The organism is Clostridium cellulovorans 743B (genome assembly GCF_000145275.1).
Lineage (GTDB): Bacteria > Bacillota > Clostridia > Clostridiales > Clostridiaceae > Clostridium_K > Clostridium_K cellulovorans.
The window spans coordinates 952,877-972,871 of record NC_014393.1 but is presented as its reverse complement, the minus strand read 5'-3'; the positions used below and the strand labels follow the sequence as shown (position 1 = coordinate 972,871).

Genomic DNA, 19,995 nt, shown 5'->3' with positions numbered 1-19,995 from the left:
TTCCTATTTAACATCTGCTGCTAATGATTGATTTCCTACATGAACAATATTTATTGTACTATTTAAAGCAATAACCTCTTTAATCACCTTTCCATCAACAATAACTTGTACTAAATAATTATCCTTATCAACTGTTGGATTAATTTCTTTCTCTTGCTGTTGTTCTATGCTTTTATTATCCTTACTCATTATCTTCTCCTCCAATTAGAATATTACATAGCCTAATTCCTTTGCTCTTTCCTTTACCAAAGCTTCAAATTCTTCATACTGTGCTTTTACATTATCAGCATCAGAAATTACAATAGCCTTATTAACAGTGTTACAAGTAATGCTTATATTCATATTTGCTGTATCAATTGTTGCTGCTAAATACATGGCAATTGTATCAATATTGTTGGAATCCCTTCCTATTATATGTGCATTAAAATTAACATTCTCATTTATATTCATTAGTCTTCATCCTTTCTGTTTTTCAGCATAATAAAAGAGCCTTTAAACCCTATATCGATTTTGGTTTATATTTTATTGTTATATCACAAGTATTCTTACTAAAAGCTAAGGTATTAGAACCTGTCTGTAGCTTTGGAAATTCAAAAGCCTCAAAGTCAGCAAATTTGTTTATTCCATTCTGTGTTACAATCCTATCTTCACCATCAATTATTATCTTTTGTCCTGCTGTTAGATTTTTCATAGTAAAAATAGAACCGAAGCCTGTAATAGTCATATCAATTATATTTGCACTTGGAGTTATTTCAATAATGGCTGGTGTTTCTATGTTGCCATCAACAACTACAGTTTTAGAATATATTCTATTGGCTGTAACAGTTATCATTGGTTTATAACCATAGCCTGATATGAATTCATATATAACTCTTACTTTATCTTTTCTAACACTCTTCTCATATTTTGCATTGGTTAATATCGCATCATAGTAAAAATCCATATCCTTAAACTTAATTGTACACTCCATAAGTTGCCTACTTAAACTACTCATCTTCTCCATAACATTTTGAATATTAGAACCAGTGATATATACTTCAATGGTGATTTTCTTCGCTTGAAATTTCTGAAACAACTTTATTGGTTTATTACCACTTCTTAAGTATTCAACACTAGACTTTAACTCTGGAATATCTATAGATTTCTTAAGAAGCTTAGCTCCGTAATTAGCTATATCTACATTATTAATAAGCATCCTTCACCTACTTCCGAGACACAGCTCTTCCCATGATATTGCTTATATGAGGGTATGTTATCCTTGCTATTTCTCTACCCTCTAGATTTATAGGGATTATTACTGTTTGTGATTCTGTTGTAGTAGTTCCTGCCTTACTTAGAGCTTTTGCCATAAGATCATCAAGTCTATCTATTGGAAGGACTGCTTCTGTTCCAGCTTCACCAACACCGATAACACTTGGACCGTTAAAAATTCCGCCCTTTGCATACCAACTTACATCAAGATAAGGCACACTTGGAGGTGCAAGACTAAATTCACCTTCAATACTGAAATGTGGAAGCTTAATTCTTGGAAAACCTATCTCTGGTAGGCGAAGATTACTGAAAAAGCCTCTTATTGAATCAATGACATTAGCTACAGTGTTCTTAGCTGAAGTAATAGGATTTACAATTGCAGCTTTTATATCATTCCAAATAGCAGAGGTCACTCCTCTTATTCCATCCCAAATGCCAGTGATTATCTCTTTTATAAACTCAAATTCTGTTTTAACTATCCCCTTTACTAAATCTATAACTGATTTTATTATATTTTTGATTCCGTTCCATAAATCCTCGGTGAATTTCTTAATTCCATTCCAAACACCTTCCCAATCACCCTTTATTGCACTAGTTACAATGGAAATAACATTCTGAACTGCCTTTAAAACTGTATCAACAACTGAGGATATAACCTTGAACGCTGTAGAAACTATGTTCACTATATCATCACCATATTTACTCCATAGCTCACCAGCTAAAGCTATAAAGCCTTTAAACAAAGTAACTAACCCTTCAATGACACCACTTATTAAATTCTTTATCCCATTCCATATTGTATTTACTGAGTTTCTAAAGTCCTCATTGTTCTTATATAAAGCTACAAAAATAGCTATAAGCCCTACAACAGCTGCAATTACAATACCAATGGGACCAGTAATTGCTGTGAAAACTGTACCTAATACTGTTGATGCTCCACCAGCTGCCGCGATTGCTCCTGAAACAGTACCTATTGCTGACGATAATGTTCCTACAATAGTAATGACTTTACCAACAATCAAAATAATAGGACCAATTGCAGCCGTAACTAACCCTATTTTCACTATAGTTTCTTGTTGTTCCTTCGATAAGCCTTGAAATTTATCCATTAAAGGCTTTATGACATTCATAAGCTTTTCAAGTACTGGAATCAAAATCTGTCCAAACTGAATACCAATCTGCTGTGCTTGTTCCTTCATTATTCTTAGCTTGTTTGTTGGGCTGTCCATAGTTCTACCAAGATCACCTTGAGCATTCTTTGTTGCTTGCATAATTGCTCCGTACCTTGCTTGTATCTTTTGAGCCTCTGTTAATTCTGCTCCTTGCTTTGCTATTCCATTTGTATACGCATAGGTTTTAATGGTTGTATCATTAACTAAAATCCCTAGAGCCTTAAGAGGTTCCGCTTCACCACTTATACCAGATTTGAGCTTTTCAAAGGCTTCCTCTGGCTTCAAATTATAAAAGGAAGCCATATCATAGGAAAGCTGTGTTAAGCCTTCAGACATCTTTAAAGACTCATCATTTGCAAGTCCCATAGAAGTAAGCATCGAGTTATAGGTTGCTATATTCTTTCTCACATTATAGGCATTAAGGCCAAGAGCTTTAGAGGTTTCCTCTGACCATTGTCTTGCATCACCAGCCATTGAACCCATTGCAACCTCAAAGAGATTCTCTGATTCTACAGCATCCATAGCCATTTTTGTAGTTGCAACTCCAACTCCTAAAAGAGGTAATGTAACAGCAGTGGAAAGCTTTGTTCCAACAGATGACATTTTCTCTCCTACTGCCTTCATCCTTTCTCCTGCTTTATCCATTGATTGTGAAAGCTTATACCAAGCAGAGCTCTTTGTATTTAATTCAGTGGTAGTTTCCTTAAGCTCTCTTTGCATATTGTTAAGCTCTGCCGTTGCATAATTTAACTTAATCTTTAGGTTTTCTGTAGCTTTGGCATCAGCACCTTTTCTCTCAACACTTTCTTGATAGCTTCTAGTTAATGCTTCAACCTTATCTTTTTGAAGTTCCATCTGTCTGTTCAAGGTGTCAGCTTTGAGCCTTAACCCATCTGTTGACTTTCCAAAGTCACCAATTCTTGAGCTTGCCACAGCAAATTCACTCTGCACAAGCTTTAAGCTTCTTTGAATCTTTGAGACACCCTGCTGAAAGCCACTGTCATCAAGACCTATCCTTGCTACGACAGTGCTGGCATTTGCCGCCAATAACCTCACCCCCTAGAAAATGATGTTGTCTATATAGTCAAGCCGATCTTCTTCATCAATTCCATTTACTCTTTTGTATACTGTAAAAAGTGCCTGTAGCTTTTTCGGTGTACTCCTCCAAAACTGTTCCTCAGTCATTTGTAAAAGATTTGTTCCCAAATAAAAAAGCCAACCCCAATCCCAGCCTTCGGAATCAGTTTGGCTTTCTATTCCCCCATATTTTCAGTTACCTCTGGCATAGCTATTATCAATGCTTCATTAATAGCTGAGCCTAATCTCTCCATATCACTTAATGTAAGCATTTTGCCTACCTCTTTTAAAGTAACACTTTCATCTTCAGCTTTAATGGCTGAATAAATAAGTGCTCTTATAGCTTTAATCTTTCTGTTCTGCAAATCTTCAAAGGCTTGATCTATGTCTCCATAGACTTCTTCTAATTCGCAGAAAGTGTTCATATCAAATTTCAGTTCATACTCTTTGTTGTTAAGTTTGAACTTTATTCCTTTGTTTTTTAGTTCTGATGCTTTCAATTAAATCTCCTCCTCTCTATTTTTAAGCATGAAAAAACAGGGATTTGTTTCCCTGTTAGCTTACGATATAAAAAAGTTATACTTCAGTTTGTTCACTTTTATTTTCCTTAACTTTTAAACTTTTATATTTCAATATCCAATAACTTCTGATGACACTTGTTCAATAATGTTCTGTGGAATTTTACTTATTTCTAATAAATATACATTATTTAATCTTGGATTGAATATTCCTAAATTTATAATTGACTTGAACTCTTCATGTATTGAGTGAATTCCCATTAAATAATACATTAGTAATTGCAACGTATGAGCGTTAGTAGGTGCCTTTTTTGAAACTTTAAAATCCCATAAAGTATTTTTAGTAAGAAAATCACCATCACCTGTTGAAACTATGTTTGTATAACCGCCTTCAAATGTGAAACCATCTTTAACCATAGGACCATATTCATTTAGGAAATTTACACTCCTATTCACCATCGTTCTGATATTAGAAATAGTATCAATATTAGGCTCAATATCTTGAACAGGTTTATATCCACTCAATCCAGCTCTAAAGCAAACATCATATCCTACTAACTTACATGCATTGGATATAGATTTATCATCTAAACCTGATATACCTTTTAACAATTTTTGAGCATAACCATCTTCATTAATTGAAGATGCTCCTAAAAGTGAAATTTTAAATGCATACTCCTTTGGAGTTCCTATCACATATCTAGTCATATAATCTACTGCCAATCCTACTAAACTGCTATGGATATTTTCATCACATTTCAAGTCAATACCATCATTCAAGTTTACAACAGTGAACTCTTTCGGTTTTATATACCCTCCAGTAGGTTGTTTTATTTGTTTTATTCTTTGCGTCACAGAAGCCATTGTAAATTCCTCCTTAACCCTTTATTTTCTCTAATTAAACAAATTATACCATAATTCTGAGCATAAACCAAAATTTCAACGTTGATACTTTATCCATCCAAAAATTAATTCATACACTATATAATATTAGAAACTTTTACATGGACTAAACTATTAAGATAAATTATGTGACAATCGATTCATCTGGTACCTCAGTAAACCATGAACTAATAATTGTTGAATCCACACCTTGAGCATCTTCATCACAAATAAATCTATAGTTACCATCAGACTCTCTTGGATAAAATTTCCCCTTAAGCTTTGCACTTTGTGCTTTTGGCTTTTCTGCTTCTGTATCATATTCATCAGTAGCTAATTCAAACTTCCCCTTCAAGAGCCACACATATCTATACTTTCCAGTGTTCTTTTTAGATCTAAAAGCTAATGCTATTGTTGGTGGGATATCCTCCTTATTTTCAATGAGAACACCCTTCACTATTTTTGCTCCTTGAAGCTTGGCTCTACTTGTAAGTGAAAGCTGATTCACTTCAATTTCAACATCTATACCTTCAAAAGCAGTTATGATATCTTCAACAGCATCATCTGAATATATATTATCTGAATTTGATTTTGGTGAAAGCTTTGCACTTATTGCTCTTTCAAGCTTTATTGGTGTCTCATATACAGTTCCAGTAGCGTTATCACTTGTTAAAACTGCAATATGTATATCTCTTAACCCGATCTGTCTAGACATTTGTATCTCACTCCTTTTCTTCTAAATAGTAAAATTTAAGACCTTTATGATAGATTTTTGTATCATCCTCATAAAGGTCTACTTCATTTATTCTTTTAAATCCCACATTTATTAATAGTCTTTTTACTTCCTTGACTAAAGCTGTATAATCTACCTTTGACCATAAATCAACTTGAATATAGTGTGCTGTTAGTATTTCCTCATCATCCTCATATTCTTCGCCTGCAGTTAAATATTCATGGAAGGTAATATATGTTTCAGCTTTTCCTGTGTACTTTTGAAAAACTACTGGTATATTAAGTGGTTTTAAAGTATTAATAATCAATTGATTTATCATTCCTCAAGTCCTCTTTTAAGTTCATCGGCTATTATTTGATTGATTTCTCTTTTATTCTCAAGAACAGAGTTCTCTGCCCAATGTTGTGCTGGTTGAGTGCTTGTACCAAACTCTGTGAACTTTGAATAAAAGAACTCTGAATTATCACCTTTATTAGGACCAATCTCTATAAAATCCACTCCATTTTCTTTTTCTATATCTGAAATCTTTATATTATCAGCCATATGTTTTTTATTTAGGTTTGAAACTGGTGCATTATTCTCCATCGACCTTTTAACAAGTTCTCCTGCTTTATCAAGAGCTTTTTTCTTGATACTATTTCCTCTAGCACCAAGTTTGTTTACCTTATCGATAAGTTCCTGCATTCCTTCAAGGTCTATTCTAGCCACTGCTATCAACCTCCAAAGCCTTGATTTCAATGAATTTATTAGCATACTTTATGTTATCAATTGAAGTTATATTGTATTTCTTATCTTTAAATAATATCCTCATTGTTGTTTCAATATTGGGTGTATATCTTATAGTGAATTTAACTGTATTTTCAGCTTGAACAACTGCTGCAGCAAAGTATTCTCTTCCATTAAGGTTTGAAATTGCTGACCAAAATGTTTTATAGTCCTCCCAAGCTTCAATTTCAAAGCCATTTTCATTTAGTTCAGATACTAGTCTTTGAAAAGTAATTCTATGTTTTAGCTCTCCTATCGTCACGCTATCACCAGCTTTCTCTTCTATAAGCAAATAAAAGCCTTGCCATAACTTCAATAATTACTTTAATATCAACTTTTTCACGTTCCTCATACAGGTTAGCAACAGCATATAATATTGACTGTTTTATTGCTTCTGGAATTACACTTAATTCTGCTAAAGGATATCTCAGCACTCCTTCACACAATTCTTCAGCTGTTAATATAAAATTGGTGATGAGCGTATTTTCATCATCATCATCAATTCTTAAATACAATTTTGCTTCTTCCAATGAAATTATCATACACTCATCTCCTCATCAAGTTGCAATATCATGATACTTGAAAATTATAAAAGCACAACCTAAAAAGATTGTGCTTTTAAGCAATTAATCATGTTATAATTTGCTTTTAATATTTTCAATATGTTTCTCTTTAACTGCTTTATCAGCCAGAGAATGACTTTTTAAAACTTCATATATTCTAGTAATTTGACTATCTGATAGAACATTCTTTCTACCATTAATGTCTTTCTTTAATTTTGAAAGTAATGCATTTCTCTTTACAATATGCACATTTGAAGATGTTACAGAAACCTTTTTTAGCTCACATCTTTCACTAAACACTATATACGAATAAAAATAATTGCTATCAATATCTCTAAGCAGTTTCATTAATGCATTTATATGAGCCTTATTCTGCCATATAGGATTGTAGAATCTATTTTTAGTTCCTCTATTTAGTGATTGTGTCCAATTTTTATTCTTTTCATCTCCAAATATCCACCCACTATAATTCTTTGATTCAAAAACATATATTCCTGATTTATTCAACATTATTAAATCTATTTCTGTTGTAGTTCCATCTTCCTTTGGAATATAGACATTAGATAAAATTTTATTATCACCCTGAAGTTTTTCAAGAGATGTAAAAGTCAGATATTCTCCATAATTATCTGTATTCGAAATTGTCTTTAATAGACCATTGCCACTAGCAGCTTTGTACTTTAAGTTTTTGTATTTCGTATTTATATATAAAATCCTCAATCCAGCACCAATAATCGTAATAACAATCATAAAAATAATTAAGTATAAAACAGGCTTAAAAATCGTAAAAAGCATCTCATTTGTATCCATAGCTATCTCCTTTCAATGTATGTAAATTTTAACACACTTACACTATACATACAATTAAACACTAATTACGAACAAAATTTACAATTCTCCCACTTGAAAAACAATACTAATATACCTACTCAGAAAATCTTGGTTTATCACTTATTGCATAAATTGCACCAACTACAGTTGAAGATGCAACAGCTGTAGTTTTTAATACTACTCTGTCAAACTCCTTTGAAGCTAAAAGTCTATCTGTAACTTTTATTAGATAAAACTTGCTAGTTCCTGCTGTTCCACCAATAGAAACCTGCTTACCTGTTGGCTCTATTTCTACAAATACATTATTACCTTTCTCAGCAAATAAAAAAGGAACTGCTGTAGTAGTACCAGTAGCTCCTGTTTTGCCTTCAACTGTAATGGTTGTATTTCCTGCTGTTCCTTCTCCACTTTCAACTAAAAAAGTAACCTCTTTATAGTTGTTTAATTCTATTTCTGATGTGGTAATCGCTGAAGCAAAAATTGCTCCAGGTACCTTTAAGTCAGTTATCTTCATATACATCCTCCTAGTTTCTCTTTGCTAAAGCTACAAAGGGACTTGTTGAGCTACTGCCCTTATATGGAGTAAGTGGCTTGTTCCATATAGGTTGCCCATCTACTCTATAGATAAATCTAAATACACTTTCATCATATAAGAAACGAACATGGATAGAAGAAGCCGCATTAATCCCACCCTTATCAATTAAAAGGTACTGGCTCATATCTGCTAAAATTATGTCTCCAACTTCACCTACTGGTGAGCATTGCTCAAGTGGTACTACTGGTCTACCAAACAGTGTTGCATAAGGAACTTCTGAAAGTCCTCCTGCTGGAATATATACTGGTTTATCTCCTACTTTTAAGGTATAAAGTAATGGCTCTATTTCTTGATTTACATACCAAACAGCACTTCCTCTACTTCTTGCCCATAATCTTGACCACATATTTAGAAGGTTTTGTACTGTAATTAAATCTGTTTGCCCATTGTCCTTTGGTACTTTAACTAATGCTTCTGAGCTCAATATTCCAAGAGGTTGACCACTTCCAATTCCATTTAATATAGCATCGTCCATCTTGAAGCCAAACTCTTCTGCAAAAGCTTGTATTAGAACACTTTCTAAAGCTGCCGCATCAGTTAATAGCTCATCAGTTGCATAACAAAGTCCTGTAAGCTTCTTAAGTGCTAAGTCCATTGTTCTAAACTTAGGTTTTGATGATGTGTGTTGATCAGCTTCATTCTCCCAGTATGTTTGAACACCTCCCCATCTAGAACCATTAGCTCTACTGCTTTCATCAATGGCATTTATCTTTAATCCATTTGCATTTGTAGAGATAGGAATTTTTCTTACCTTTGATGCAAGAATTCCTGTATCATATGTTCTCTTTAAAAGCTCCGATACAAAGTCCTGTTGAACTAAAAAACCACCATCGGAAGGAACTGTCTCGTTCATTCCACTGGCGGCTCTTGTTGTAAGTCTTGAATCAATTCTTCCATCTGGTGAAGCTGCTCTATAAACAGCAGTCATTTGCTCTCCAAAAGTAGCGAATCTTTTTTCATCATTTTTAGGAGTTGGTTTAACTGGCGGAATATCTATAACTGGCTCTGGTTCATCTTCAATGCCTATTGATTCTGCTCTTTTAATGGTTTCATCCCATTTTCGCATTTCCTCTTCAAATTGCTTTACATTCTTGTCCTCTTCCTCTGTTAAAAATCTGCCTTCTTTTTGTGCTTGGTCTATTATAGCCAGTGCTTTTAATCTTGAATCATTCTTTCGTGCTTCCATCTCTTTTATTTTTTTACTCATTAGTTTGTCCTCCTAAATTAGGTTTATCCTTTGTTTTAACATTTCAAGTTGTCTTAAATTCTTTGACTTTTCAGCCTCATGATTTTCTTTAAGCTGTGTTTTTCGTGCTTCATAAATATCAGCAGCACTTCTTATTCCAACACTTGTTTGAGGATAAGCTGGGAAAGTTACTGGTGAAACATCAAATAGCTTTACTTTTCTAAGTTCTCTTACATCTCGCCCTTCTTCATAACCCCATCTATCCTCAAGAACTAAAAAACCGAAGCTCATCTGACTAATGTCGCCTCGGTCTATACTTACTGTTAAATCTCTTGCCCATTGAGTATCTGGTGGAGTTATTTTTACATATAAGCCTTCTTTAGTTTCTGTTAATTCAAGTGTTCCTGATTTATTTCTTCCAAGTACATAATTGGGATCATGATTAAAAAGTGCCCTTACATCATCAGTTTGTATTGAATCAGTAAAAGCTCCTGGTATAACCTTCTCTCTAAAAGAAAAAACACCACCAAGTTCCTCAGACCATTGATTAAATACAGCTGCATGGCCTTCAATTACAGGAATAGTGTTGTTTTCTCCCTCATTTGTATCTATATTTTTTACTCTAAGCTCCGTTAATTCCACTGTCCTGCGTTCCATTTGGCTTTTGTTCTCCATTATCTTCACCTCCACCTTTGGTTAAAGCTGATGTTGCGGTCATCATATTGCCGTTTACAAGATATAAGTCTCCCCCCATATCTTCTGGAATAGGATTTAAATCTTCAAATTCTCTCACATCATTGGCGCTATACCAACCATTTTGTCTTCCTACTGCATAGCCATCCATTCTTGTTTTAAAATCTCCACGTAAAAGACCGTCAACTGTAAATTTGGCAAAATAAATAGCCCTCTCCTCTTCTGGAATAAGGGCTTTCTGTATTGCTTGTTCCCATCTAACAAGCCATGGTCTAATAGTATGAACCACAAAATCTATTGATTGATGCTCTATATTTGAAAATGTAGCTCTTTCGAGGTCCCCAATCAAATGTGGTGGAACTCTAAAGATTCTACATATCTCATTAAGTTGAAACTTACGTGTTTCTAAGAACTGTGCATCATTTGGAGGAATACCTATCTCCTTATATTGCATCCCTTCCTCTAAAACTGCTATCTTGTGTGAATTTTGTACTCCTTTATATACCTCTTCCCATGATTTTCTTAGCCTTTCAGGGTCTTTAACTATGCCTGGATGCTGAAGTATTCCCCCTGGTCTTGCACCATTTGAGAAAAATCTTGAACCGAATTCCTCTGTTGCTTGTGCAAGCCCTATAGTTTCTCTAGCCATGCTTATTGGAGATAAACCTGTTATTCCATTAAAGCTTAACCCTGAAATATGAAGAATTTGCTCTTGGCTATAAATAATCTCTTCAGCTCCACCGTTGTATTTATAAATGAGTTTATTTGTTACTGGTTCTCTATCTATTCTCACGTAAGCAGGATGTAAAGGCCAAAGTTCTGATATTTTATTGCCTCTTTTAATTATCTGAGCATAAGCATTTCCCCATAAAAGCAAATGAGTCATCATAGTTTCTCTGAAAGAAAAACTGGTCATTTCACTGTTCGGCATATCATGAAGAACAGTATATAAAGGATGGTATGTTGCTTTTTCCTTACCTCGTAGAAGTCTTTTATATAAAGGCAATGGTAAGCTTGCTATTGTTTCTGCAATAACCCTCACACAAGCATAAACAGCAGTAGTCCTCATTGCTGTTTCTTCATTAACTATAACTCCTGCTTTATTGCCCATGCTATAATCTTCTCCAAGTAAAAAAGCCTTCACTCTATCTGGAATAGGTGCGGCTCTTGCTTCAAATCTATTTGATAAAAAAGGGATTTTCATTGATTTACCTCCTAAAAATGTATATGAAAAAAGCATCTATCTAAATAGATGCTAAACGCCTAGTGTATTTTAATTATGGAAATAATGATAAATATGAATATGGTAATAACTTGTCTCTCATAGTCTTGGTCCAAAATCTATCTAGATAGTCACAATGTTTTAAATAAACTTGACCAAGTTCTTCTATGTTATTTTTTGAATTATAATCATCTGAATGGAATCCTAATACCTGTTGATTGTACAAGTTAACATATTCCTCTATATTAGGCAAAACCTCTCTCAAAAAATCTATGTCAAAATCTAATTTTTCTTTTAGATTCATGTTTTTATATGCATTTAAAATACACCTCATGTAATAATCTTGTCTAGTTCTCAAAGGTAAGTATTTTAAGTCTTCTAAGTTTGAATTTTCCTTTTTCTTACCTAATCCTTGAATACTAAAAACTATAGTAGAAGCAATTACTAAAAGTATAACTGCATGACTCTTATTTTTAATAAAATTTGGTGTTATTTTATTATAATTATTTATATTCTCGTCATAAGTAATAGCCCCAATTCCACAAGTTGCTGCATACGCATCTGCGTCCATCTCTAACACTTGACTCTCAATTGGATCTAGTTCGTTCTTTTCGGAGTCCATAAACATATAACATTCATTTTTATCATTCACAATGTTGAGGCTTTTTTTGTACCTTAAATGTCCATTAAGTATATGACCTAATTCATGATTTATTATTAATTTTGTTGACAATTCCATTAAAAGGCCTAAGTACTTAAAAGCTTTTTCTTCACAATACTCTTCATCCCACGAAACACTTTTATAAAAGGTAATATTTTCTTTGTAAAAAAGTACTTTTAGGATATCATATATTCTTTCAAAAACCTCGCTATGTATATTTATAGCATACTTTTCCTCACAAAGTTTACTATTTGCATTGAATTCTAAAGTATTTATAACACTATAATCAATATCAACATTTTTATTAAAACTTTTTAAATTCTTTTGTGAATATCTAATTGCCGATTCTATCAATTCTTCACATCTTGTCTTGTAATCATCTGACAACATAACTTATTTCTTCCTCACTCTATTTTAAATCTTAATACCAATAATATCATAAGTGTATATTTTTTTACAATATCAAAATACCCCTATTATCATACACACTTTCCTTATTCTCATGTCGTATTGATCTATCTAATGCCATAATCAAAGCCACAGCTCCATCGATCTTTTCAGTAGATTTCTCTTTATCTGGCTTAATGTTCCCTGCAGGATCTGTTCTTACATGAATGTTATCCATCATCCACTTAAGAACTGGATGACCACCATGTGCTAATCTCTTTTCAAGAGTTATTTTCATTAATTCTTTTGTAGGTGGACTCATATCCTTATAGCCTTGTCCGAAAGGAACAACTGTGAAGCCTAAGCCTTCTAGATTTTGAACCATTTGAACAGCCCCCCATCTATCGAAAGCTATTTCTTTAATATTAAACTTTGTTCCTAATTCCTCAATAAAGCTTTCTATGAATCCATAATGAATTACATTACCCTCTGTTGTTTTAACAAAACCTTGCTTTTCCCAAACATCATAAGGAACATGGTCTCTTTTCACCCTAAGCTTTAGATTATCTTCTGGTATCCAAAAGTAAGGAAGAACATAATATTTATCATCATCAATTGTTGGTGGAAAAATTAACACAAAGGCTGTAATATCATTGGTGCTTGAAAGGTCAAGTCCACCATAGCACTCTCTTCCTCGAAGCTTTTCTATATCAACAGCAAAAGAACATTTATCCCATACATCCATAGGCATCCATCTTATTGATTGCTTAACCCATTGATTTAGCCTTAGCTGTCTGAAGATATTTTCTTCAGCTGGATTTTCCTTTGCACTTAAAATTGCCGTTCTTACCTTTTCAATATCAATTGTGTGTCCAAGAGAAGGGTTTGCTTTATACCAGTTTGCTTCATCTTGCCAATTGTCATCGTCCTTAATTCCATAGATAACAGGATAAAAGGTTGGATCAAACTTTTTTCCTCTTAAAATATCATCTGCTTTTTGATGTACTTCATAGCAAATTGAATTTCTATCATTGCCCGCTGTTGTTATCAAGAAAAAAAGTGGCTGCTTTCTAGCATCACCACTTCCCTTAGTCATAACATCATAAAGTTCTCTACCTGGTTGTGCATGAAGTTCATCAAAGATAACTCCATGTACATTTAGACCATGCTTTGTATATGCCTCAGCTGATAGAACTTGATAAAAGCTGCCAAGCGGCATATACACTAATCGCTTCTGTGATATTATAGGTTTTATTCTTTTCTTTAGGGCTGGACACTGGTCCACCATATCAACTGCTACATCAAATACTATTGAAGCTTGCTGTCTATCTGCTGCACAACCATATACCTCAGCTCCCCATTCATTATCTCCACAAGTTAAATAAAGAGCCAAGGCTGCTGCAATTTCTGATTTACCGTTCTTCTTAGGAATTTCAACATAAGCTGTGTTGTATTGTCTAAAACCATCCTCTTTAACAGTGCCAAATAAATCTCTAATAATCCTATCCTGCCAAGGCAACAAATCAAAGGGCACTCCATGCCACACACCCTTTGTATGCTTAAGATTATTTATAAACCTTACTGCTCTTTCAGCTTTCATTGCATCAAACATCTAATTACCCCATTCTCAATAAATCTTCCATTGGGTCTGAGGTTTCACTTGTAGCAGTTCCAGCATTAATTCTAGAGCGTGACGATGGTGTCAATCCAAACTCTGAACAAAAATCCTTCATAATTTTTAGGTATGTCTGTGCAATTGAAACCTGTGGTACCTGTTGAATATATCCTGATGGAGTTTTAAAAATAGTACCATGTTTTGATAAGAATTCTTCTGCCTCTTTCCATCTTGCATAGGCTTGGCAGTAGCCAGCAAAGGCGGCTGTATCAACTTGTGTAAGAACACCAATTTGCTCTAAGGTCTTTGACATCCTTCTCCACTCTTTTTTAGCTTCAGGCTCAAGCCATGACGGACATTTTGAAGCTTTCTTTTCTGGTTTAGGTTCATTTAGATTTAAAGATCTTTTTCCTGGATTGCCTTCAAGTACTTTTAATGCTGTTGGTTTTGGCTTTCTTCCTCTTGTCGCCATGGTATCACCTTCCTTTGTAATAAGAAAAAGAGCCTACTGCTGTAGACCCTTCATCATATTTTAACCTTTAATTCCTTTGTAATTATAATTACCTTTTCTTATTTCTAAATGTTCAGCTTCAACTGCATCACTATAATCCACTTCTTGCCTTTCTTTGTCTTTACAAGAAAGGCAAATACAGTTCTCATTATACATTGACATTATTCTTCCCTTTTTAAGACTACCGCCACACCTATCACAATACTTTTGAGTAAAAAAACTATCTACTTTATAATCTATTTTTGATTGATTCTTAGCTTTTTCCAGTGTTACCTTAGAAATATCCCAATCTTTAAAACCTTGAGAAATTGTATTATAGTAATACTCCTGTGGCTCTGCTAACCCCTTCTTTACCATTACATATACAAAGACTTCGTAACTCTTACCATTATCAGCTTCAACAATAACCTCTACTTTCGTATAAAGCCTTGGATAGCCTTCATATGCATCAAGGTTTCTGATATCTCTTGGTGAAACCTCATAAATTGCACCTTCTACCTCATCACCTTCGCTTTTTATAATATCGGCAACTCTATTAAATACTAATTTGTAATTCTTAAGCCTTACCTTTGTAATTGGAACTGAATCTGGACACCTTTTCTTCATTTGAACCATGTTAAGGTTACTACCATAAGCAAAATATAACATTCTTTTTCCTACCTTCTGTATTGTTTTTACCATTAATCACTCAAAGTAAAAATAAGTTCAAGAACTATTTAATACCACCTTCGGAATGGTACTGAGGGGATTTTATTCCCCTGCTGCTCTTCTTCCGTTTCTGAAAGCTGAATCCCCTTCAAGGTTTGCTAGCAAATGAAGCCTTGCTGTTTGAAACTCTTCTCCTATAAGTCCAAGTCTTAAAAGCCAAGTTCTAAAGGTGTATTTTTCATTAGTAGTTTCTGTTTTCCTACAACTTGCACTTTTTTGAGTTAAAGCTTGGTGACTTATTGCCATACAAAACTGTATGTAGGCTTTAATTTTTCCTGCATGAGTTGTCCCATTAAAAAGCCTAAATTCTACTGTGTTGCCTTGAAATACTGAATGAAGGTTTAAGCCGTGGTATCTGCTTCCATGATAGTGTGTTGTTCTACTTCTCATCCAACCTTCATACCAAAAATCCTCTAACTGTTTCATCTCTGTTGGCTTTTTTACTCTTAAGCTTTCTAAGAAACTTTGGTTAACCTTCTTGCAATATCGATTTTCTCTTTGGCTATCAACCTTTAAGGCTCTGTATATTAAATCCTCTTTGCTTGCCATTATATTTACTAGGTTTCTCAAGGTTTTTGCTGTAAATTTCTCTTTACCAATATGAATGTGTATTCCACAACTAGAGTTTGCAAAAGATCCTGCTTTTCTCAAAGCTCTTACAAGCCCTTGGATTTTTTCAATGTCTTCATAAACACATATTGGTGATACAACTTCAAATCTGTAGTTTGATGTTGCATCGATTATTCTGCCGTTCTCCTTTCTTTGAGGATTCAAGCTAGAATCATTTACAACCTTCCAAGCTCTATTTGTTGAGTCTTTAACTTCCCATGCATCATAGCCTCCACCTACATGTATTTCTCTTGTTCCAAGTTCCTTTGCAATAACCTCTGCAGCTCTTTGCCTTGTTATCCCTGTTAATTCAATCTCTATTCCGAAGGTTAGGTACTTCATTATTCTTACTCCTTTGTGTTCTTTTGGTACTCTATATATCACTCTAAAGACACACATTATCAAGTAATTTCTTACTTAGAAGTAAAAGTAAATACATAAGATAAAGACAAAGAAAAAAGACCGCAATTACTGCAGTCAATGCTTATATTTTATGCGTTTGTTGGGCTTCTAAAGGCACTGTTTCCGCTTAGGTGCCTTAGTAGTTGACTCCTTGACTCTTTATACCTATTGCCTATGAATCCGAGCCTTAGAAGCCAAGTTCTGAAGGTATACTTTTCATTATTTGTTTCAGTTATTTTGGGTGAAGAATGTCTTAATGTTTTTGCATTATCATTTAAGGCTTGTGTTAATTGAAGGTATGCAAGTAGCTCCTGTGACTCTGCTTTTTCTTTAAAAAACTTAAAGCTTATAGCTTCCTCTTCAAACCCAAAGCTTACCCCTTTGCATTTATCCATACCAATTTCTAGTACAGCCCTTTTAAAATCTTCAATTTCTATTAACCTAACATTGTTAATCACTTCAATAAATTCTTGCTCTACAATGTTCATCGCTATACCAAGAGCTTTTTTAACAAGACTTTGCTTACTTGAAATAATATTTATAAGATTCCTAAGCGAAATACCACTATGCCCATGCATTGAAAGCATTATCTCAACCTCAATTCCTTCAGCACCTGCCTCAGCTATTTTTGAATAGAGTTCTATTACCTCTAAATTTTCTTCAATCTCATAAACTGGTGTAATAATTGCTCCATTCCTATCAACTATAAAGGTTTCTCCCTTTTGTGTTTGGATTTCAAAGTTAAAACTCGGTGCTCCTAAATACTTCGGCTCTACTCCAAAGAAGTCGCCTATAACCTTTGAGGTTGTTTTTCTTTCAAGCCCTTTTACCGTCAATATTAACTTGTACTGATTTTCTTTCACTTTCAGTTCCTCCCTGTACTTTTCTTACATACATATATCACTCTAAAGTACAGATTTATCAAGGTTTTTATTCACTTATAGGCAAACTTTTCGCAACAGCATAAGCAACATTTACAGTGACAGCATTACCAGCTTGTTTATAAAGCTGTGCATCAGAATTAACAGCTTTTGCTTTCTCAAACAATTCATCTGGAAAGCCTTGAAGTCTAAAGCACTCCTTTGGAGTTAATCTCCGAATGCGATAATTTCTATCAAGTGTTCCTACAGCACAAGCAGTATCAAGAGTTCCAACAACACCCTTACCCACTCTTCCGCGCCTAGTCGTGCTGTTTGGAAAATTTAAATATATTCCATCACCAATATTAGCTTCTACATACCCCTTTTTTGTGGCATTTTTTATAGCAATCCCATGTCGGTCTTGGCTAGTTAAAGTAAACATTGGCTCATTATACTCTTTCATTCTTCTACCATTTTGCCTTTTATCAACTCTCTCTGGAGTTAAAACAGGATAAGCCTCAAGCACAGCACTATTCATTGCTGTTCTATTTACAACCCCACCAGTATATCTTGATGTAATGCATCTTGATATATCTGTTAGCTGTGGTTTTGTATTAGATTGATCTATAAAAATCTTACTTCCTTGTCCCTTATTAACTGTAACTGTTGGCGCAATTCCTTCTGCTGAATATACATTACCATTCATGCCATTTCCACTAGGATTTATGTTTCCAACGCAATATAATCCTGTCTTTGCTCCACCTCCGCCACCACAGCCTGTAAGTGTGCAAGCTACACCCTCAGAATCATAAACTCTCTCACCTTGGCAAACACCTATAATTTGCTTAAGAGTCGCTCTGTTTTCTCCTCCGATAGGTAATATCTCTCTTCTACCTCTGCTTCTAAGACTTGCGATAATGAACACACGCTCTCTGTTTTGGGGAACTCCGAAATCTTTTGAATTAAGCACCTGCCATCTAGCGTCATACCCTGCTTGGTCCAATTCAAGGAGAACTGTGGCAAAGTCGAATCCGTTATTAATTGAGAGCAGATTTTTAACGTTCTCAATAAGTAAGTATGTGGGCTTAGCTTTTTCTTCTTTGCCTTTGATAAGGTCAATAATTCTAAAATAGATTCCACTTCTTTTTCCTCGAATTCCTCGCTGCTTTCCTGCCACGGATATATCTTGGCAAGGGAATCCGAAACACCAGATATCTGCGTATGGGATTTCATCTGATTTAAGTTCTGTAATATCATTTGCATACCACTCTCCTTCCGTTTCAAACATCGCTTTATATGATTTAACAGCAAATTTATCTTTTTCACAAAATCCTATACATTTATGCCCTGTAAGTTCTAATCCTAATCTAAAGCCACCGATTCCTGCACAAAAATCAAGGAAGGTCATACTAATCACAACCTTCCTCTTTAACATCAGAATATTTAATTTTCTCGCCATCCCTAAGAAGAAAAACTTCACTATCATTGCCTGCTGTTTCTATATATCTTCTAACAATAACATCACAATATTTTTCATCAAGTTCTACAGCATAACAGCTTCTCCCTGTTTGCTCGCAAGCAATTAAAGTAGAACCACTGCCTGCAAAAGGCTCATATATAATACAGTTAGTCATACTGCTATTTTGTATAGGATAAGCCATTAAAGGCACTGGTTTCATTGTTGGATGGTCTGGACTTTTAGTTGGTCTATCAAAATTCCATACAGTTGTTTGCTTTCTATCTGAATACCACCTATGCTTTCCTGTTGGTTTCCAACCGTAAAGCACAGGCTCATGTTGCCATTGATAATCACTACGACCTAGCACTAAGCTTTGCTTAACCCAAATACAAACATTCGCTAAATGAAAGCCTGCATCCTTGAAAGCCTTTCTAAAATTCAATCCTTCAGTATCAGCATGAAATATATAAGCCCCAGCTCCATCATCAAGAACAACAATAGCATTTTTGTATGCTGCAAGTAGAAAATCATAGAACTTACTGTCACCCATATGGTCATTCTTTATAACTCTTTCGTTCTCTTTTCCTGCAGAGTAATTGACATTGTAAGGGGGATCTGTAACACATAGATTTGCTTTCTTTCCATTCATTAATTTTTCAACATCTGAAAGCTTAGTACTATCTCCACAAATCAATCTATGTTTTCCTAATAGCCATATATCACCTTGCTTTGAAATAGGCTCTTTTATTTCTTCTAAAGCTTTATCTGCATCAAAGCTGTCCTCTTTAACTTCTTTATCATGAACCTTCGAAAACAAATCTTCTATTTCTGCAACATCAAAGCCTGTAAGTGAAACATCAAACATTGATTTATCTAAGTCCTCTAAAAGTTCAGCAAGCTTTGGCATATCCCATTCACCACTAACCTTATTAAGAGCAATGTTTAGTGCTTTTTCCTCTTCTTCTGTTTTATCTACAACAACACAATCAATCTCAGTAGTTCCTAGTTGCTGTAGAACCGTAAATCTTTGATGCCCTCCAACAATATTTCCTGTTTTTCTGTTCCAAATTATAGGTTCAACATATCCAAAGGTTTCAATTGAGCGTTTTAACTTTTCATACTCTGGATCACCTGGTTTTAGATTTTTTCTTGGATTATATTTTGCATGATTAAGTTTATCAACTGTTATCTTTTGTATATCCATCTGGTCACCTTCCTAAAATCATTAAAAAACACCCTAAAAAGCATATATTTTTACACTGCTTTTTTAAGGTGTAATTTGTTTCAAACCCTTT

24 protein-coding genes are annotated in these 19,995 nt (G+C 34.2%); all 24 read right to left on the bottom strand.

Annotated features, from left to right (window positions below; translation table 11 throughout):
* Positions 1 to 3: 3 nt before the first annotated feature.
* A complete protein-coding gene (locus CLOCEL_RS04030) occupies positions 4 to 189 on the bottom strand; it encodes a hypothetical protein (protein WP_010073115.1) in 186 nt (61 codons plus the stop codon).
* Between the two features lie 15 nt (positions 190 to 204).
* The gene (locus tag CLOCEL_RS04025) at positions 205 to 450 is read right to left on the bottom strand and encodes a hypothetical protein (protein ID WP_010073116.1); all 246 of its coding nucleotides are present in this window, start codon (positions 448 to 450) and stop codon (positions 205 to 207) included.
* 49 nt (positions 451 to 499) lie between these two features.
* Complete coding sequence (locus tag CLOCEL_RS04020) at positions 500 to 1,195, bottom strand: phage distal tail protein (protein ID WP_010073117.1); 696 nt, start codon at positions 1,193 to 1,195, stop codon at positions 500 to 502.
* 7 nt (positions 1,196 to 1,202) lie between these two features.
* The gene (locus CLOCEL_RS04015; protein ID WP_242655210.1) at positions 1,203 to 3,479 is read right to left on the bottom strand and encodes a phage tail tape measure protein; all 2,277 of its coding nucleotides are present in this window, start codon (positions 3,477 to 3,479) and stop codon (positions 1,203 to 1,205) included.
* 197 nt (positions 3,480 to 3,676) lie between these two features.
* Positions 3,677 to 4,000 (bottom strand): tail assembly chaperone, encoded by a 324-nt coding sequence (locus CLOCEL_RS04010; protein ID WP_010073120.1) that lies wholly within the window; start codon positions 3,998 to 4,000, stop codon positions 3,677 to 3,679.
* Between the two features lie 129 nt (positions 4,001 to 4,129).
* On the bottom strand, positions 4,130 to 4,882 hold the full coding sequence (locus CLOCEL_RS04005; protein ID WP_010073121.1) for a hypothetical protein: 753 nt from the start codon (positions 4,880 to 4,882) through the stop codon (positions 4,130 to 4,132).
* Positions 4,883 to 5,045: 163 nt separating this feature from the next.
* Entirely contained in the window at positions 5,046 to 5,615 is a 570-nt protein-coding gene (locus CLOCEL_RS04000) for a major tail protein (protein ID WP_010073122.1), read from the bottom strand.
* 7 nt (positions 5,616 to 5,622) lie between these two features.
* Entirely contained in the window at positions 5,623 to 5,952 is a 330-nt protein-coding gene (locus CLOCEL_RS03995; protein ID WP_010073123.1) for a hypothetical protein, read from the bottom strand.
* A complete protein-coding gene (locus CLOCEL_RS03990; protein WP_010073124.1) occupies positions 5,949 to 6,341 on the bottom strand; it encodes an HK97-gp10 family putative phage morphogenesis protein in 393 nt (130 codons plus the stop codon). Before CLOCEL_RS03990 ends, CLOCEL_RS03995 begins: the two co-directional genes overlap by 4 nt.
* On the bottom strand, positions 6,334 to 6,660 hold the full coding sequence (locus CLOCEL_RS03985; RefSeq protein ID WP_029169160.1) for a phage head closure protein: 327 nt from the start codon (positions 6,658 to 6,660) through the stop codon (positions 6,334 to 6,336). The genes CLOCEL_RS03990 and CLOCEL_RS03985 overlap by 8 nt, the downstream gene beginning before the upstream one ends.
* A gap of 4 nt (positions 6,661 to 6,664) precedes the next feature.
* A complete protein-coding gene (locus CLOCEL_RS03980; protein ID WP_010073126.1) occupies positions 6,665 to 6,940 on the bottom strand; it encodes a head-tail connector protein in 276 nt (91 codons plus the stop codon).
* A 93-nt stretch (positions 6,941 to 7,033) separates the two neighbouring features.
* On the bottom strand, positions 7,034 to 7,771 hold the full coding sequence (locus CLOCEL_RS03975; RefSeq protein ID WP_010073127.1) for a nuclease-related domain-containing protein: 738 nt from the start codon (positions 7,769 to 7,771) through the stop codon (positions 7,034 to 7,036).
* A 115-nt stretch (positions 7,772 to 7,886) separates the two neighbouring features.
* A complete protein-coding gene (locus CLOCEL_RS03970; RefSeq protein ID WP_010073128.1) occupies positions 7,887 to 8,306 on the bottom strand; it encodes a DEAD/DEAH box helicase family protein in 420 nt (139 codons plus the stop codon).
* Between the two features lie 10 nt (positions 8,307 to 8,316).
* On the bottom strand, positions 8,317 to 9,594 hold the full coding sequence (locus CLOCEL_RS03965) for a phage major capsid protein (protein ID WP_010073129.1): 1,278 nt from the start codon (positions 9,592 to 9,594) through the stop codon (positions 8,317 to 8,319).
* 12 nt (positions 9,595 to 9,606) lie between these two features.
* Entirely contained in the window at positions 9,607 to 10,248 is a 642-nt protein-coding gene (locus CLOCEL_RS03960; protein WP_010073130.1) for an HK97 family phage prohead protease, read from the bottom strand.
* On the bottom strand, positions 10,196 to 11,470 hold the full coding sequence (locus CLOCEL_RS03955) for a phage portal protein (RefSeq protein ID WP_010073131.1): 1,275 nt from the start codon (positions 11,468 to 11,470) through the stop codon (positions 10,196 to 10,198). Before CLOCEL_RS03955 ends, CLOCEL_RS03960 begins: the two co-directional genes overlap by 53 nt.
* A gap of 73 nt (positions 11,471 to 11,543) precedes the next feature.
* On the bottom strand, positions 11,544 to 12,539 hold the full coding sequence (locus tag CLOCEL_RS03950) for a M48 family metalloprotease (protein ID WP_010073132.1): 996 nt from the start codon (positions 12,537 to 12,539) through the stop codon (positions 11,544 to 11,546).
* Between the two features lie 64 nt (positions 12,540 to 12,603).
* Positions 12,604 to 14,148: a terminase large subunit gene (locus CLOCEL_RS03945; protein WP_010073133.1), complete on the bottom strand. Its 1,545-nt coding sequence runs from the start codon at positions 14,146 to 14,148 to the stop codon at positions 12,604 to 12,606.
* 4 nt (positions 14,149 to 14,152) lie between these two features.
* Positions 14,153 to 14,623 carry a phage terminase small subunit P27 family gene (locus tag CLOCEL_RS03940; protein ID WP_010073134.1) on the bottom strand — a complete coding sequence of 157 codons (471 nt, stop codon included), beginning with the start codon at positions 14,621 to 14,623 and terminating at the stop codon, positions 14,153 to 14,155.
* A 60-nt stretch (positions 14,624 to 14,683) separates the two neighbouring features.
* Positions 14,684 to 15,343: a gamma-glutamylcyclotransferase family protein gene (locus CLOCEL_RS03935; protein ID WP_242655209.1), complete on the bottom strand. Its 660-nt coding sequence runs from the start codon at positions 15,341 to 15,343 to the stop codon at positions 14,684 to 14,686.
* 69 nt (positions 15,344 to 15,412) lie between these two features.
* Positions 15,413 to 16,321, bottom strand: coding sequence for an amidoligase family protein (locus tag CLOCEL_RS03930; protein ID WP_010073136.1), 909 nt, complete (start codon positions 16,319 to 16,321; stop codon positions 15,413 to 15,415).
* 149 nt (positions 16,322 to 16,470) lie between these two features.
* Positions 16,471 to 17,244, bottom strand: coding sequence for an amidoligase family protein (locus CLOCEL_RS03925; protein ID WP_010073137.1), 774 nt, complete (start codon positions 17,242 to 17,244; stop codon positions 16,471 to 16,473).
* 67 nt (positions 17,245 to 17,311) lie between these two features.
* A complete protein-coding gene (locus CLOCEL_RS03920) occupies positions 17,312 to 18,658 on the bottom strand; it encodes a DNA cytosine methyltransferase (RefSeq protein WP_010073138.1) in 1,347 nt (448 codons plus the stop codon).
* Positions 18,651 to 19,904, bottom strand: a complete 1,254-nt coding sequence (locus tag CLOCEL_RS03915; protein ID WP_010073139.1) for a site-specific DNA-methyltransferase — start codon at positions 19,902 to 19,904, stop codon at positions 18,651 to 18,653. The genes CLOCEL_RS03920 and CLOCEL_RS03915 overlap by 8 nt, the downstream gene beginning before the upstream one ends.
* Between the last annotated feature and the right edge of the window lie 91 nt (positions 19,905 to 19,995).

What these genes read in the sequence shown, in the direction of transcription:
- CLOCEL_RS03995 (WP_010073123.1), bottom strand. Translation starts at nt 5,952, where the DNA reads ATGATAAATCAATTGATTATTAATACTTTAAAACCACTTAATATACCA.
- CLOCEL_RS03915 (WP_010073139.1), bottom strand. Translation starts at nt 19,904, where the DNA reads ATGGATATACAAAAGATAACAGTTGATAAACTTAATCATGCAAAATAT.
- CLOCEL_RS03950 (WP_010073132.1), bottom strand. Translation starts at nt 12,539, where the DNA reads ATGTTGTCAGATGATTACAAGACAAGATGTGAAGAATTGATAGAATCG.
- CLOCEL_RS03955 (WP_010073131.1), bottom strand. Translation starts at nt 11,470, where the DNA reads ATGAAAATCCCTTTTTTATCAAATAGATTTGAAGCAAGAGCCGCACCT.
- CLOCEL_RS04020 (WP_010073117.1), bottom strand. Translation starts at nt 1,195, where the DNA reads ATGCTTATTAATAATGTAGATATAGCTAATTACGGAGCTAAGCTTCTT.
- CLOCEL_RS03980 (WP_010073126.1), bottom strand. Translation starts at nt 6,940, where the DNA reads ATGATAATTTCATTGGAAGAAGCAAAATTGTATTTAAGAATTGATGAT.
- CLOCEL_RS04030 (WP_010073115.1), bottom strand. Translation starts at nt 189, where the DNA reads ATGAGTAAGGATAATAAAAGCATAGAACAACAGCAAGAGAAAGAAATT.
- CLOCEL_RS03965 (WP_010073129.1), bottom strand. Translation starts at nt 9,594, where the DNA reads ATGAGTAAAAAAATAAAAGAGATGGAAGCACGAAAGAATGATTCAAGA.
- CLOCEL_RS03975 (WP_010073127.1), bottom strand. Translation starts at nt 7,771, where the DNA reads ATGGATACAAATGAGATGCTTTTTACGATTTTTAAGCCTGTTTTATAC.
- CLOCEL_RS03930 (WP_010073136.1), bottom strand. Translation starts at nt 16,321, where the DNA reads ATGAAGTACCTAACCTTCGGAATAGAGATTGAATTAACAGGGATAACA.
- CLOCEL_RS03935 (WP_242655209.1), bottom strand. Translation starts at nt 15,343, where the DNA reads ATGGTAAAAACAATACAGAAGGTAGGAAAAAGAATGTTATATTTTGCT.
- CLOCEL_RS03945 (WP_010073133.1), bottom strand. Translation starts at nt 14,148, where the DNA reads ATGTTTGATGCAATGAAAGCTGAAAGAGCAGTAAGGTTTATAAATAAT.
- CLOCEL_RS03940 (WP_010073134.1), bottom strand. Translation starts at nt 14,623, where the DNA reads ATGGCGACAAGAGGAAGAAAGCCAAAACCAACAGCATTAAAAGTACTT.
- CLOCEL_RS03960 (WP_010073130.1), bottom strand. Translation starts at nt 10,248, where the DNA reads ATGGAGAACAAAAGCCAAATGGAACGCAGGACAGTGGAATTAACGGAG.
- CLOCEL_RS04000 (WP_010073122.1), bottom strand. Translation starts at nt 5,615, where the DNA reads ATGTCTAGACAGATCGGGTTAAGAGATATACATATTGCAGTTTTAACA.
- CLOCEL_RS04025 (WP_010073116.1), bottom strand. Translation starts at nt 450, where the DNA reads ATGAATATAAATGAGAATGTTAATTTTAATGCACATATAATAGGAAGG.
- CLOCEL_RS04005 (WP_010073121.1), bottom strand. Translation starts at nt 4,882, where the DNA reads ATGGCTTCTGTGACGCAAAGAATAAAACAAATAAAACAACCTACTGGA.
- CLOCEL_RS03970 (WP_010073128.1), bottom strand. Translation starts at nt 8,306, where the DNA reads ATGAAGATAACTGACTTAAAGGTACCTGGAGCAATTTTTGCTTCAGCG.